Annotated in this window: 15 protein-coding genes and 1 tRNA gene; 4 read left to right on the forward strand and 12 right to left on the reverse strand. The window is 58.5% G+C overall.

All coding sequences use genetic code 11. From position 1 onward, the window contains the following. Positions 1 to 10: 10 nt before the first annotated feature. Together zapD and B9Z33_RS00420 are read left to right on the forward strand one after the other, a co-directional pair. Positions 11 to 766 (forward strand): cell division protein ZapD, encoded by a 756-nt coding sequence (zapD, locus tag B9Z33_RS00415; protein ID WP_108285087.1) that lies wholly within the window; start codon positions 11 to 13, stop codon positions 764 to 766. After that, positions 763 to 981, forward strand: a complete 219-nt coding sequence (locus B9Z33_RS00420) for a DNA gyrase inhibitor YacG (protein ID WP_108285088.1) — start codon at positions 763 to 765, stop codon at positions 979 to 981. Before zapD ends, B9Z33_RS00420 begins: the two co-directional genes overlap by 4 nt. A 39-nt stretch (positions 982 to 1,020) precedes the next feature. Here the strand turns inward: B9Z33_RS00420 and B9Z33_RS00425 are convergent, their stop codons facing one another. The 4 genes from B9Z33_RS00425 to secA form a co-directional block, all read right to left on the reverse strand. Further along, on the reverse strand, positions 1,021 to 1,503 hold the full coding sequence (locus B9Z33_RS00425; protein ID WP_108285089.1) for an NUDIX domain-containing protein: 483 nt from the start codon (positions 1,501 to 1,503) through the stop codon (positions 1,021 to 1,023). Further along, positions 1,500 to 2,390: an ATP-binding protein gene (locus B9Z33_RS00430; RefSeq protein WP_108285090.1), complete on the reverse strand. Its 891-nt coding sequence runs from the start codon at positions 2,388 to 2,390 to the stop codon at positions 1,500 to 1,502. Before B9Z33_RS00430 ends, B9Z33_RS00425 begins: the two co-directional genes overlap by 4 nt. Next, positions 2,387 to 3,616 (reverse strand): bifunctional glutamate N-acetyltransferase/amino-acid acetyltransferase ArgJ, encoded by a 1,230-nt coding sequence (argJ, locus tag B9Z33_RS00435; RefSeq protein ID WP_108285091.1) that lies wholly within the window; start codon positions 3,614 to 3,616, stop codon positions 2,387 to 2,389. The genes B9Z33_RS00430 and argJ overlap by 4 nt, the downstream gene beginning before the upstream one ends. Before the next feature lie 83 nt (positions 3,617 to 3,699). Further along, the gene (secA, locus tag B9Z33_RS00440) at positions 3,700 to 6,447 is read right to left on the reverse strand and encodes a preprotein translocase subunit SecA (protein WP_108285092.1); all 2,748 of its coding nucleotides are present in this window, start codon (positions 6,445 to 6,447) and stop codon (positions 3,700 to 3,702) included. 227 nt (positions 6,448 to 6,674) lie between these two features. Here secA and B9Z33_RS00445 point away from each other — a divergent pair, with 227 nt between their 5' ends. Further along, positions 6,675 to 6,983 carry a DciA family protein gene (locus B9Z33_RS00445; RefSeq protein WP_108285093.1) on the forward strand — a complete coding sequence of 103 codons (309 nt, stop codon included), beginning with the start codon at positions 6,675 to 6,677 and terminating at the stop codon, positions 6,981 to 6,983. Positions 6,984 to 7,072: 89 nt separating this feature from the next. Here B9Z33_RS00445 and B9Z33_RS00450 read toward each other — a convergent pair. The 6 genes from B9Z33_RS00450 to petA all read right to left on the reverse strand — a co-directional run bounded on the left by B9Z33_RS00450 (position 7,073) and on the right by petA (position 11,180). After that, positions 7,073 to 7,148, reverse strand: a tRNA-Thr gene (locus tag B9Z33_RS00450). A 57-nt stretch (positions 7,149 to 7,205) separates the two neighbouring features. After that, positions 7,206 to 7,652, reverse strand: coding sequence for a ClpXP protease specificity-enhancing factor (locus B9Z33_RS00455; RefSeq protein ID WP_108285094.1), 447 nt, complete (start codon positions 7,650 to 7,652; stop codon positions 7,206 to 7,208). An 18-nt stretch (positions 7,653 to 7,670) separates the two neighbouring features. After that, complete coding sequence (locus B9Z33_RS00460) at positions 7,671 to 8,282, reverse strand: glutathione S-transferase N-terminal domain-containing protein (RefSeq protein WP_019429763.1); 612 nt, start codon at positions 8,280 to 8,282, stop codon at positions 7,671 to 7,673. 92 nt (positions 8,283 to 8,374) lie between these two features. Continuing rightward, entirely contained in the window at positions 8,375 to 9,133 is a 759-nt protein-coding gene (locus B9Z33_RS00465) for a cytochrome c1 (RefSeq protein ID WP_108286049.1), read from the reverse strand. A 29-nt stretch (positions 9,134 to 9,162) separates the two neighbouring features. After that, on the reverse strand, positions 9,163 to 10,572 hold the full coding sequence (locus B9Z33_RS00470; protein ID WP_199220255.1) for a cytochrome bc complex cytochrome b subunit: 1,410 nt from the start codon (positions 10,570 to 10,572) through the stop codon (positions 9,163 to 9,165). 11 nt (positions 10,573 to 10,583) lie between these two features. Further along, entirely contained in the window at positions 10,584 to 11,180 is a 597-nt protein-coding gene (gene petA, locus B9Z33_RS00475; protein WP_108285096.1) for a ubiquinol-cytochrome c reductase iron-sulfur subunit, read from the reverse strand. 140 nt (positions 11,181 to 11,320) lie between these two features. On the opposite strand from petA, the gene mscL reads away from it, so the two are divergent. Then, positions 11,321 to 11,752 (forward strand): large conductance mechanosensitive channel protein MscL, encoded by a 432-nt coding sequence (mscL, locus tag B9Z33_RS00480; protein WP_108285097.1) that lies wholly within the window; start codon positions 11,321 to 11,323, stop codon positions 11,750 to 11,752. Between the two features lie 13 nt (positions 11,753 to 11,765). Here the strand turns inward: mscL and pdxA are convergent, their stop codons facing one another. Then, the gene (gene pdxA, locus B9Z33_RS00485; RefSeq protein ID WP_108285098.1) at positions 11,766 to 12,842 is read right to left on the reverse strand and encodes a 4-hydroxythreonine-4-phosphate dehydrogenase PdxA; all 1,077 of its coding nucleotides are present in this window, start codon (positions 12,840 to 12,842) and stop codon (positions 11,766 to 11,768) included. A gap of 11 nt (positions 12,843 to 12,853) precedes the next feature. Beyond that, complete coding sequence (locus B9Z33_RS00490) at positions 12,854 to 13,606, reverse strand: Nif3-like dinuclear metal center hexameric protein (protein ID WP_108285099.1); 753 nt, start codon at positions 13,604 to 13,606, stop codon at positions 12,854 to 12,856. Positions 13,607 to 13,612 lie beyond the last annotated feature (6 nt).

A 13,612-nucleotide genomic window follows, 5' to 3' on the forward strand; every position in this document is an offset into this window, starting at 1 on the left:
AAGACGCCGCGTGATACTGTACGAATACCCTTTTAACGAACGCATCCGCACTTACCTGCGGCTGCAACAACTGTTCAACCGCCTGGGCCAATTGATGGCCCGCACGGAGGCCTTGGACCACCACTTTGCGCTGACCACTTTGTTTGAAATCATCGAAGTGGCATCGCGTTCAGAGCTCAAATCGGACGTCCTGAAAGATCTGGAACGCCAAAAGCAGCTCTACAACGGCTACCGTGGCAACCCCGCCATTTCGGAAAAAGCCCTCGATGGCCTGATCGCCCAGCTGGACGAGCACTTTGAATCGCTCAACCAGATCAGCGGAAAAATCGGCCAAAGCCTCAACGACAACGATTTCCTGATGGCCTTGCGCAGCCGCGTGGTCATCCCTGGCGGCACCTGCGAGTTCGACTTGCCGGCCTATTACGCATGGCAGCACCACGATGCGCCAAGCCGCACCAGCGATTTGGCGCAATGGGTGGCACCGTTTGCCCCCTTGGCCCAATCCATCCAGTTGCTGTTGCAAATGCTGCGTGAATCCGGCAGCAGCCAAAAAGTCATGGCCACAGCGGGCCAATTGCAGCAAAACCTGCCGCAAGGGCGCGCCTTTCAGTTGCTGCGCCTGAAGATCGATCCGGCGCTCGGCATCACCCCCGAAATCAGCTGCAACCGTTTGCTGGTGGTCATTCGCATGATGCGCCAGCAAAGCGACGGCAAATTGGTGGCCACCACCGATGACGTGCCTTTTGAAATGTCTTTGTGCGCATGAGCGACTCGAACCAGCCTCAACAAGATTTCGCGCCCCGCAAGGTGCGCTGCCCGGCCTGCGCAGGCGTGAGCCTTTACAGCACTGCCAACCCTTATCGCCCGTTTTGCAGCGCCCGCTGCAAGGGTGTCGATTTGGGGGCCTGGGCCAGTGAAGAATTCAAACTGCCCGACGACACGCCACCTGACGAGCCCTTTGGCGACCCGCGCTTGCAATGAGCTTGCAATGAGCTTGCAATGAGCCTCTGCCGCCCAGCTTCAGCCGTGCGTGGCACCCCTGAAGCTGCGCTCTTCGGCCAACCAGCCCAACACCGGCACGGTGCCGGGCAACACAGGCGCCACATCCACCGGCAGCGTTTGCCAGGCGTGTGATTGACCTTCACGCATTTGCAACGCCCCTTGCCACGCCCACACTTTGCAAAAATGCAAGCGCACCAAGGCGTGCGGGTAATCGACCATCTGGGTTTTCCAGGCCTGCGCTTGGCCGATCGTGATGCCCAACTCTTCTTGCAGCTCGCGCCGCAGGGCTTGTTCGACCGACTCACCCGCTTCCAGCTTGCCGCCCGGGAACTCCCAGTAGCCCGCGTACACCTTGCCTTCGGGGCGTGAGGTGAGCAAAAACTGGCCGTCGGCCTGCACCAACACGCCAACCGCCACATCGACCACCGCACGCGCTGACTGACCCGCCGTCAGGTCTTCGCGCGCACGCTCGCCATCGGCCACCAGCAGACCTGTGCTCATGCGCGGTCCGATTGGCGACCCATCATGTCGCGTGCAAACTGGTAGGCCACACGGCCGCTGCGTGAACCACGCTCCAAAGCCCACAGCAGCGCATCGGGGCGTGCTGCCGCGATTTGTGCGGGTGTGGCGCCCAAAGCGCTGAGCCACTGGCCTGCAATGGTCAGGTATTCGTCTTGCGAAAACGGGTAGAAGCTGATCCAGAGGCCAAAGCGCTCTGACAAAGAGATCTTCTCTTCCACACCCTCACCGGGATGGACTTCCCCGTCGTCGGTGTGCTTGTAGGTCAGGTTCTCGCTCATGTATTCGGGCAACAAATGACGCCGGTTGCTGGTGGCATACACCAGCACATTGGGGGTGGACGCTGCCACCGTGCCGTCAAGGATCGACTTGAGCGCCTTGTAACCTGGCTCGCCGTCTTCGAAACTCAGGTCGTCGCAATACACAATGAACTTTTCAGCGCGTCCCGCCACCACCTCGATGATGTCGGGCAAATCGGTCAGGTCTTCCTTGTCTACTTCGATCAGGCGCAAGCCTTGCGCGGCGTAGGTGTTGAGGCAGGCCTTGATGAGGGACGATTTGCCGGTGCCGCGTGCCCCGGTCAGCAACACGTTGTTGGCAGGATGCCCATGCACAAACTGCTCGGTGTTGCGCTGCAGTTTTTCTTTCTGGTCGTCGATTTCCTTGAGGTCATCCAGCGTCATGGCCGCCACATAGCGCACCGGCTCCAGCACGCCATGACCAGACGAGCGCTTGCGGTAGCGCCAGGCAATGGCCTGGCCCCAATCGGGTGCCGACAAAGGCTGGGGCAATACCGACTCGATGCGGTCGACCAGTTGGCTGACTTTGGCCAGCAGTTGCTCAAGGGCTGAATTGGGAGAGGCGTTCATGAACGGTAATCGGCGTTGATGGTGACGTATTCGTGGCTCAGGTCGCAGGTCCAGACGGTGTCGGAGGCTGTGCCGCGGCCCAGGCCCACACGCACGGTGATCTCGCTGCCTTTCATGACGCGCTGACCGTCTTCTTCGCGGTATTCGGCGCGGCGTCCACCCTTGGAGACCACATGCACATCGTCCAGGTGCAGCTCAATCAGGCCCTGGTCCAGATCGGTGATCCCGGCATAGCCCACGGCCGCCAGGATGCGGCCCAGGTTCGGGTCGCTCGCAAAGAAAGCCGTTTTAACCAAGGGCGAGTGCGCAATCGCATAAGCCACCTGGCGGCACTCTTCGCCTGTGCGGCCACCTTCGACCTGCACCGTGATGAACTTGGTGGCGCCTTCGCCATCGCGCACGATGGCATGGGCCAGCTGACGGGCCACTTGCATCAAACCCTGCACCAAGGCCTGGCCGTCGGTGCTGTCGAGCGAGGTGATCTGTGCATGACCGGCCTTGTGCGTGGCGATCAGCATGAACGAGTCGTTGGTTGATGTGTCGCCATCGATGGTGATGCGATTGAACGAGCCATCGGCCAGGCGCTTGGCCAGCGCTGGCAACAAGGCAGGGGCAATGCACGCATCGGTGGCCACAAAGCCCAGCATGGTGGCCATGTTGGGACGGATCATGCCCGCACCTTTGCTGATGCCGGTGATGCTGACGGTTTGCCCACCGACTTTGACCTGCACACTGGCCGCTTTGGGCACAGTGTCGGTGGTCATGATGCCTTCTGCAGCCTTGGCCCAGTGGGCGGCTTGCGCATCGGCCAATGCAGCAGGCAAGCCCGCCACGATGCGGTCCACAGGCAAGGGCTCCATGATCACGCCGGTCGAAAACGGCAAGATCTGCGCAGGCGCGCATTGCAGCAAACTGGCCAAGGCATCACAGGTTTGGCGCGCGTGCGCCAAGCCCGGTGCACCGGTCCCTGCATTGGCATTGCCGGTGTTGATGACCAAGGCACGCACGGCACTGCCAGCCGCCAGATGTTCACGGCAAACTTGCACAGGCGCTGCGCAAAAGCGGTTGCTGGTGAACACACCGGCCACGCTGGCTCCCTCGTCCAGCAAAAACACGGTCAGGTCTTTGCGGTTGGCTTTGCGCACACCGGCTTCGGCAATGCCGATGCGAACACCCGCAATCGGGCTCAGTTGTGCAGGGTCCAGTGGTGGCAAATTCACAGGCATGGTGATCTTTCAGGAAAACAGGAAATGATTTCGGCGGTCCATAAACAAAACGGGCCGAAGCCCGTTTGATCCGTGCGACAAACTCAAGCGAGTTTGCCGTGGCATTGTTTGAACTTCTTGCCACTGCCACAAGGGCAGGGCTCGTTGCGGCCCACAGGGCCCCACTCTTGCTGCAGACCGGCCAGATCAGCAGACACGGTTTGGGGCTGACCCGACTCGTCAGGTGCGCTGTAAGTCACATTGCTGATGTGCTCTGCACGTTCTTCGATGTCGTGGGCTGCTTGCTCAATCTGGTCACCCGAATCGATGCGCACGGTCATCAAGGTGCGGGTGACTTCGTTTTTGACAGCGTCCAGCAACTGGCCAAACAACTCAAACGCTTCGCGCTTGTATTCCTGCTTGGGTTGCTTTTGTGCGTAGCCGCGCAAATGAATGCCTTGGCGCAGATAGTCCAACGCGCTCAGGTGTTCGCGCCAGTGCGTGTCGATGCTTTGCAGCAAAACCATGCGCTCAAAAGAGATGAAGTTTTGAGCGCCCACGCTGTCAAGCTTGGTCTGGAAATGGGCGTTGGCTGCGGCCACCACCGTCTCCAAAATTTCTTCATCGGTGATCGCGTTGGAGGCCTGCACCTTGTCGCGCAAGGGGACTGCGAGCAACCACTCATCGGCCAGCGCTTTTTCGAGGCTGACCAGATCCCACTGTTCTTCGACAGATTCAGCGGGCACATATTGGCGAACCAGATCGCTGAAGCAGCCTTCACGCAACGAAGCGATCTGGCTGTTCAGGTCTTGTGCGTCCAGGATGTCGTTGCGCTGCTGGTAGATGACCTTGCGTTGGTCGTTCGAGACATCGTCGTATTCGAGCAATTGCTTGCGGATGTCGAAGTTGCGCGACTCAACTTTGCGCTGGGCGCTTTCGATGCTGCGCGTGACGATGCCCGCTTCGATGGCTTCGCCTTCAGGCATTTTCAAGCGGTCCATGATGGAGCGCACACGGTCACCCGCAAAAATGCGCATGAGCGGATCGTCCAGACTCAGGTAAAAACGCGAAGAACCTGGATCACCCTGGCGGCCCGAACGGCCACGCAACTGGTTGTCGATGCGGCGTGACTCGTGACGCTCGGTGGCGATGATGCGCAGACCGCCCAAAGCCTTGACCTGTTCGTGCACGATCTTCCACTGCTCGCGCAGTTCGGCCACACGGGCTTGACGGGCCTCTTCTGACAAGCTCTCGTCGGCTTCCACCGCCTGAATGTCTTTTTCGATGTTGCCGCCCAACACGATGTCGGTCCCCCGACCGGCCATGTTGGTGGCAATGGTGATCATGCCGGGGCGACCTGCTTGGGCCACGATGTCGGCCTCGCGTGCGTGCTGCTTGGCATTGAGCACCTGGTGCGGCAAATTGACCTGTGTGAGCAACTGGGCAATCAGCTCGGAGTTTTCAATCGAGGTGGTGCCCACCAGCACGGGTTGGCCGCGCTCGTGGCATTCACGAATGTCGGCAATGGCGGCGGTATAGCGCTCTTGCGATGTCTTGTAGACACGGTCAAGCTGGTCTTCACGCTGGCTCTTGCGGTGCGGCGGAATGACCACAGTCTCTAGACCGTAGATTTCCTGGAACTCATACGCTTCGGTGTCGGCCGTACCGGTCATGCCGCCGATCTTGTTGTACAGGCGGAAATAGTTCTGGAACGTGATGGAGGCCAGTGTCTGGTTCTCGGCCTGGATCTGCACGCCTTCTTTGGCCTCTACAGCTTGGTGCAGACCATCGCTCCAGCGGCGGCCTGTCATCAAGCGGCCGGTGAACTCGTCCACGATGACGATCTCGCCCTCTTGCACCACATAGTGTTGGTCACGGTGGTACAGGTGCTGCGCACGCAAAGCCGCGTTCAGGTGGTGCATCAAGGTGATGTTGGCCGGGTCGTACAGACTCGCGCCTTCAGGTATCAGCCCCATCTGGGCCAACACCGCTTCGGCTTTTTCGTGACCTTGCTCGGTCAGGAAAATCTGGTGCGATTTTTCATCCAGCGTGAAATCGCCGGGGGTGATGATGCCCTCGCCCGTGCGCGGATCGGCTTCGCCTTCCTGACGGGTCAGCAAAGGCACGACCTGCTTCATCGACAAATAAGTCGCTGTGTGGTCTTCGGCCTGACCGCTGATGATCAGTGGCGTGCGGGCCTCGTCGATCAGGATGGAGTCCACCTCGTCGATGATGGCGTAGTTCAGTGGACGCTGCACACGGTCATGGGCTTCATAGACCATGTTGTCGCGCAGGTAGTCAAAACCGTATTCGTTGTTGGTGCCGTAGGTGATGTCCGAGTTGTAAGCCGCTTGCTTTTCTTCACGCGACATCTGGGCAAGGTTGATACCGACCGACAAGCCCAGGAAGTTGAACAGCTTGCCCATCCACTTCGCATCACGGCTGGCGAGGTAATCGTTCACGGTCACCACATGCACGCCCTTGCCGGCCAATGCATTCAGGTAAGCGGGCAGTGTGGAGGTCAGGGTTTTGCCCTCGCCCGTGCGCATTTCAGCGATCTTGCCGTTGTGCAAGGCGATACCACCGGCCAGCTGCACATCGAAGTGGCGCATCTTCATGACGCGCTTGGAGCCTTCGCGTACCACGGCAAACGCTTCTGGCATCAAGGCATCCAGCGTTTCGCCTGCAGCAAAGCGCTCACGGAAGCTTTGGGTCTTGGCGCGCAGTTCATCGTCGCTCAAGGACTCCAGTCCGGTTTCCAGTGCGTTGATGCGCTCCACCGTTTTGCGGTATTGCTTGAGCAGGCGGTCGTTACGGCTGCCGAAAATTTTAGTGAGGAATGGGATGGCCATGTCTACAAGATCCACCTTCAGCCAATGGCTGAGAAACAGACCGTCTATCCTGTCAAGTTAAAGGGTTCAGAGAAACCGGGCCTGCGGGTTGCGAAACCCTGTGCCACCAGCCGGCCGCCACAAGCGCCAGCCTAACTGGATGATTTTAGCCTCTGGGCATGCCTGTTTTTACTGAGTTGGCCGAACCCTTGCCCGCTGCCGGATAATGGCGCATCCGACTGCCCAACATGCAAAGACGCCATCAAGCCATTCCGTTGCAACAAGCCGCGCAAGAGTCCCCCACTTTTGCGCGACTGGCGGGTTTAGTGCGCGAATCATCGGCCAGGCTCACCGCCATTCGAACCTTGTTGCCCGCCCCATTGCGGGCCAGCGTACAGGCCGGCCCCATTGAGGACGGTTGCTGGTGCCTGCTGGTCAGCTCGAACGCGGTGGCGGCCAAATTGCGCCAATTGGTGCCGGCTTTCCAAGCGCACCTGAACCAAAAAGACCTGAGCGTGAGCTCCATCCGAATCAAGGTGCAAAACCGCAACCTTTGAGCGCCGTGGGCGTGGGCGCGTCACGCCTGGCAATGACCTCGAAACCAAAAAAAAGGCCCTGATCGTGGATCAGGGCCTTTTCAGGTTTGTGGTGCCGCTTGTCGGATTCGAACTGACGACCTACCGCTTACAAGGCGGGTGCTCTACCAACTGAGCTAAAGCGGCACGGGCTAGATTCTAACTTGATCCTGAGCCATATCAGGGACTCGCCCCGTTAATTTTTTACTTGATCCGTTTGAGTGCAGGACGTGCAGGCGTTGTCGGTGGTGGCGTGGGCTCGTCGCCCTCATCCGAAGAGGCTTCTGACACACCCACAGCAGACAAGCCCACTGCAGGCGACTCGTCATCGCTCACAGGGAAAGCCATGCCTTGACCATTTTCACGGGCGTAAATGGCCATGACCCGATGGATCGGTACCATGATGTCGCGCGGCTTCCCGCCGAACCGGGCTTTGAATTCAATGAAATCATTGCCCAATTTGAGCGAACTGGTGGCGTCCATGCTGACATTCAGCACGATCTCGCCACCTTGCACGTATTCACGCGGCACCTGCACGGAGTTGTCCACCTTGACGGCCACGTAAGGCGTGAAACCGTTTTCGGAACACCAGTCGTACAGCGCGCGAATCAGGTAAGGGCGCGTAGAAGGCAGTTCGACAGCACTGATCATCGTAGGCTCCAGCCGAACTTACTTGCGCATGACCTTTTCGGACGGCGTCAGTGCCTCGATGTAGGCGGGACGCGAGAAAATGCGTTCAGCGTACTTGAGCAATGGCGCAGCGTTTTTGCTGAGTTCAATGCCGTAATAGTCCAGACGCCAGAGCAGCGGCGCGATCGCCACGTCGAGCATCGAGAAGTTGTCACCCAGCATGAATTTGTTTTTCAGAAACACCGGGGCCAACTGGGTCAAGCGATCGCGGATGTGCGAGCGGGCTTTTTCCAGGGCTTTGTCATTGCCTTTGAGCGCACGGTTTTCAAGCGTCAGCACATGGGCAAAGAGTTCTTTCTCGAAGTTGAGCAAGAACAAGCGCACGCGGGCACGGTCAACCGGGTCACCGGGCATCAGTTGGGGATGCGGAAAGCGCTCGTCGATGTACTCGTTGATGATGTTCGATTCGTACAGGATCAGGTCGCGCTCAACCAGAATCGGAACCTGGCCGTAGGGGTTCATCACATTGATGTCTTCGGGCTTGTTGTACAAGTCCACATCACGGATTTCGAAGTCCATGCCTTTTTCAAACAGCACAAAGCGGCAACGATGGGAAAAAGGACAAGTGGTTCCGGAATAAAGCACCATCATGGCAAGAGGCTCCTCAAAAAATCAAAAAGAGTGGGGGGTCTTTTGGACCCACCACTCCACAGAACCCGGCGCATGGCCGGGTGAAAGATCAATTACTTGATGTCTTTCCAGTACGCTGCATTCAGACGCCAAGCGATAAAGGTAAAGAACGACAAGAAAATCAGAACCCAGACGCCAATGCGAACTCGGGTGTTTTGGGCTGGCTCGGCCATCCACTGCATGTAGTTGACCAAATCACCCACGGCCTGGTCATATTGCAAAGGTGTCATCGTGCCTGGCTTGACTTGCTTCCAGCCCTTGAAGATTTGCACAGTGTGGCCATGCTCTTCTTTTTCTTCGAAGACGGGCTCACGCTCACCTTGCAATTCCCACAACACGTTGGGCATGCCCACGTTCGGGAAAGCCATGTTGTTCCAGCCTGTGGGCTTGGTGGCATCACGGTGGTAGCTGCGCAGATAGGTGTAGAGGTAGTCGGCACCTGTGCCGCCATGGCCCGAACGCGAACGCGTCATCAGGGTCAGGTCGGGTGGGTTCTTGCCGAACCACTCTTTGGCTTGCAGTGGATCAATGGCCGACTTCATGGTGTCACCGACTTTGGTCGTGGCAAACAAGAGGTTGTCCTTGATCTGCTGCTCGGTCAAACCGATGTCCTTCAGGCGGTTGTAACGCATGAAAGCAGCCGAGTGGCAATTCAGGCAATAGTTGACAAACAGCTTGGCACCGTTTTGCAAGGAGGCCAGGTCATTGGTTTTGACGGGCGCTTTGTCCCATGCAATGCCAGCGCCACCAGAGGCCTGGGCACCGGCCATCAGACCGAGGGCCATCACAAAGCCCAGCGCGAGTTTCTTGATGTTTTTCATGTTCTTGAATCTCCGTGATCTCAGTGAGGCGTGAAGGTCACGCGGTCAGGAACCTGCTTGGGCGTACCCAGCTTGCTCCACCAAGGCATCAACAAGAAGAAACCGAAGTAGAACAATGAACCGACTTGAGAGACGCGCTCACCGATAGGCGATGGCGGCTGCACACCGAGGTAGCCCAGGATCAGGAAGTTGATCACGAACACGCCGTAGAGGTACTTGTGCCAGTCAGGACGGTAACGGATCGACTTGACAGGGCTGTTGTCCAGCCATGGCAGGAAGAACAGGATCACAACTGCACCGCCCATGACCACCACACCCCAGAACTTGGCATCGATGGCCAACATCAGGGCAGAGATCACCACGGCTGCGCCGATCACAGCACCCTTGAGCAACTGAGGCAGTTTGCCTTTGGCCACAGCCAAGACAGCACCGATCACCACGCAAGCGATCAAGGCGTACATCATCTCGCTGGTGATGGCACGCAGCATCGAATAGAACGGTGTGAAGTACCACACGGGTGCGATGTGCAAAGGTGTGGTCAGCGGATCGGCCGGAATGAAGTTGTTGTATTCGAGGAAGTAACCACCGAATTCAGGCGCGAAGAACACGATCGCAGTGAAAGCCATCAAGAAGACGCTCACGCCCATGATGTCGTGCACCGAGTAGTAAGGGTGGAAAGGAATGCCGTCCAAAGGGTGCCCTTGAGCATCTTTGGGCGCGTTCGGGCCCTTGATTTCAACGCCGTCAGGGTTGTTGGAGCCGACTTCGTGCAGCGCAATGATGTGCGCCACAACCAGACCCAGCAAGACCAAAGGCACAGCGATCACGTGGAAGCTGAAGAAGCGGTTCAGGGTGGCGTCGCCGACCACGAAATCGCCACGGATCAGCAAAGCCAGATCAGGACCGATGAAAGGAATGGCCGAGAACAAGTTCACGATCACCTGAGCGCCCCAGTAGGACATCTGGCCCCAAGGCAACAGGTAACCCATGAAGGCTTCAGCCATCAGACACAAGAAGATCGCGCAACCGAAGATCCAGACCAGCTCGCGCGGCTTGCGGTAGCTGCCATAAATCAGGCCACGGAACATGTGCAGGTAAACCACTATGAAGAACGCCGAAGCGCCTGTGGAGTGCATGTAACGGATCAACCAGCCCCAAGGCACATCGCGCATGATGTACTCGACAGAGGCGAAAGCCACAGCCGCATCAGGCTTGTAGTGCATGACCAGGAAAATGCCGGTCACGATCTGGATGACCAGAACCAACATCGACAAAACGCCAAAGACGTACCAGATGTTGAAGTTTTTCGGTGCGTAGTACTCGCTCATGTGCTCTTTGTAGAGCTTGGACAGGGGGAAGCGGTTGTCCACCCAGTTGAGGAGTTTTTCGCCAACGGGGGCGTTGGGGGAGATTTCTTTGAATTCAGCCATGTTGTTCTCCATCAAGCCTTCTTGTCTTCACCAATGATCAATTTGGTGTCAGACAGGTACATGTGCGGAGGCACTTCGAGGTTGTCAGGCGCTGGTTTGTTCTTGAACACGCGGCCAGCCAGATCGAATGTCGAGCCATGGCAAGCGCACAAGAAACCACCTTGCCAGTCGTCTGGCAAAGAAGGCTGAGGACCGGCAGCGAATTTATCGCCGGGCGAGCAACCCAAATGGGTGCAAATGCCCACAGCCACCATGATTTCGGGCTTGATGGAACGGTGTCCGTTCTTGGCGTATTCGGGGATGGGGTAAGCGGTGCGAGCCGATGCAGGATCGGCCAGCTGGCCTTCGATCTTTTTGAGGGATTCGAGCTGCTCAGGCGAGCGCTTCATGATCCACACGGGCTTACCGCGCCATTCGACGGTCATTTTTTCGCCCGGGCTCAAAGCGGAAATATCCACTTCAACGGCAGCGCCGGCCGCTTTGGCGCGTTCGGAGGGTTGAAAGCTGCTGACGAAGGGGGTGGCCACAAAGCCAGCGCCTACGGCACCTGCGCAACCGGAGGCAATCAGCCAGGTCCGTTTGCTGCTGTCGACTGGGGTGTCACTCATGGGAATCCTCTAGCGAGTCGTTATCAGGGTCAACCGGGGATTGTAGCGGAGTGAAACAAACAACCGACTTACAAGACCGAACCATCGACCATTCTTGCGTCACAATGCACGGCGTTGCTTTATTTTTTGGAGTTATAGAGATGTCATTTGTTCAGGAATTCAAATCTTTTGCCGTAAAAGGGAACGTCATGGACTTGGCCGTCGGTGTGATCATTGGCGGTGCATTTGGCAAAATTGTCGACTCGGTGGTGGGCGACCTGATCATGCCGTTGGTCAGCAAGGCCTTTGGCGGACTGGATTTTTCCAATTACTACGTCGCCCTCGCCGGACAGGCTGCAGGCCTGTCGCTGATCGAAGCCAAAAAACTGGGGGCGGTGTTCGCTTACGGCAGCTTCATCACCGTGGCACTGAACTTCATCATCCTGGCCTTCATCATCTTCATGATGATCCGACAAATGAACCGCTTGACCGCCTCCAAGCCCGAACCCCTGGCTCCCGCTGCAGCCCCGATCACGCCGGAAGACGTTTTGTTGCTGCGTGAAATCCGCGACAGCCTCAAAAACAAGGGCTGAAGCCCCCCAAAGGTCAGTGCATGCCGCTGACCATTTGGCGAGCCATGCGGATGGCCTCGATCATGCTGCTCGCATGCGCCTGGCCTTTTCCAGCCAAATCCATGGCGGTGCCATGGTCCGGGCTGGTTCGCACCAAGGGCAAGCCCAGCGTGACGTTCACACCCTGCTCCACCCCCAGGTACTTGACCGGAATCAAGCCCTGGTCGTGGTACATCGCAATGACCACGTCAAATTCACGCCGCCCATCGGCCTGTTTGCGCGCCCGCATGAAAACGGTGTCCGGGGCGTAAGGGCCATGCACATCGAGCCCCTCCTGCCTGGCCACAGACAGGCAAGGCTGCAACACCTCAATTTCTTCGCGCCCAAACAAACCACCCTCGCCCGCATGCGGGTTGACGCCGGCCACCGCCATGCGCGGTCTGCGGCCCAAAATTTTCGCCAATGACGCATCGGTGATGCGCAAGGTTTGCAACACACGCTCGACCGTGATGGCCTCCAGCGCATCGCGCAAAGACACATGGATGCTCACCAGCACCGTGCGCAGCTCATCGTTGGCCAGCATCATGCGCACAGGCATCGCATCCAGCGCCACCCCCATGTGACGGGCGGCTTCGGCTTGCAGCAGTTCGGTGTGCCCCGGGTATTGGTTGTAGGGCGCCCCAGCAGCGTGCAAAGCCTCCTTGTGCAAAGGTGCCGTGACCAGGGCCGCAACCTCACCTTGCAAGGCTGCGCGCGTGGCCCACAACACCGCCTCGCCCGCCAATTGGCCTGCACAGGCATCGACCTGCCCCCAAGGCAGCACAGGCGCAACGGGCACCACTTGCAGCACGGGCAAGCATCGCGGTGGCACGAGTAAAGCCTCTGCAGGTGTCTGAATTTCGCAAATGGGATAAGTCGGCACCGCTTGCACCAAAGCCATGGCCCGGCGCATCAAGCCCACATCGCCCGCCACAAAACAAGCTTGGGTCGACTCGGGGGCAAGACACCAGGCACGGGCAATGATTTCAGGGCCAATGCCGCAGGGGTCACCCGGCGTGATGGCGATGGGTTGCCGGATGGGTGAGGCAAACAAGGCGGATTCGGATGTCATGCAGGTGCGCCTCAGGCCGGGTTGTCAATTTCAATGAAGCGGTGCTGCAAACCCAGGTCTTGTGCCACCCGCGCCGCAAGCGCTGGGGCACCATAGCGTTCGCTCGCATGGTGGCCGCAAGCCAAAAAGGCGACGCCGGTTTCTTTGGCCAAATGGGCTTGGGGTTCCGAAATTTCACCGGTGATGAAAGCGTCCACACCCTGGGCAATGGCCGCCTCAAAATAGCCTTGCGCACCGCCCGTGCACCAAGCCACGCGGCGCACGGGTCGGTCGGTGCCGCCAACGCAGGTCACGGGACGCGCAAGCACGGCTGCCACATGGTCGGCCAGGGCCTGAGGCCTTGGCCAGTTGGGTGTGCCAGCCCCTACAAACCCCAAGTCTTGCTCTCCGAATCGCCCCTCAACCTGCAAACCCAACACACGGGCCAATTGGGCGTTGTTGCCCAACTCGGGATGGGCATCGAGTGGCAAGTGGTACGCGAACAGGTGAATGCCGTGGGTCAACAACAAACGCAGCCGCTCCCGCATCCAGCCGGTGACGCGCCCGTCCTGGCCTCGCCAGAACAGCCCGTGGTGGACAAAAATCGCGTCGGCATCGGCTTCAATCGCAGCTTCGATCAAGGCGCGGCTGGCGGTGACACCGCTGACCAGCAGTTTCACGTCACGGTCACCTTCGACCTGCAGGCCATTGGGGCCGTAATCGCGGAACTTGTCTGGCTGGAGCAGGTCATCAAAGGCCTGGCCCAAGATTTTGGCGTTGGTCATTGGAAA

It is taken from the genome of Limnohabitans sp. T6-20, from assembly GCF_003063505.1.
Lineage (GTDB): Bacteria > Pseudomonadota > Gammaproteobacteria > Burkholderiales > Burkholderiaceae_C > Limnohabitans_A.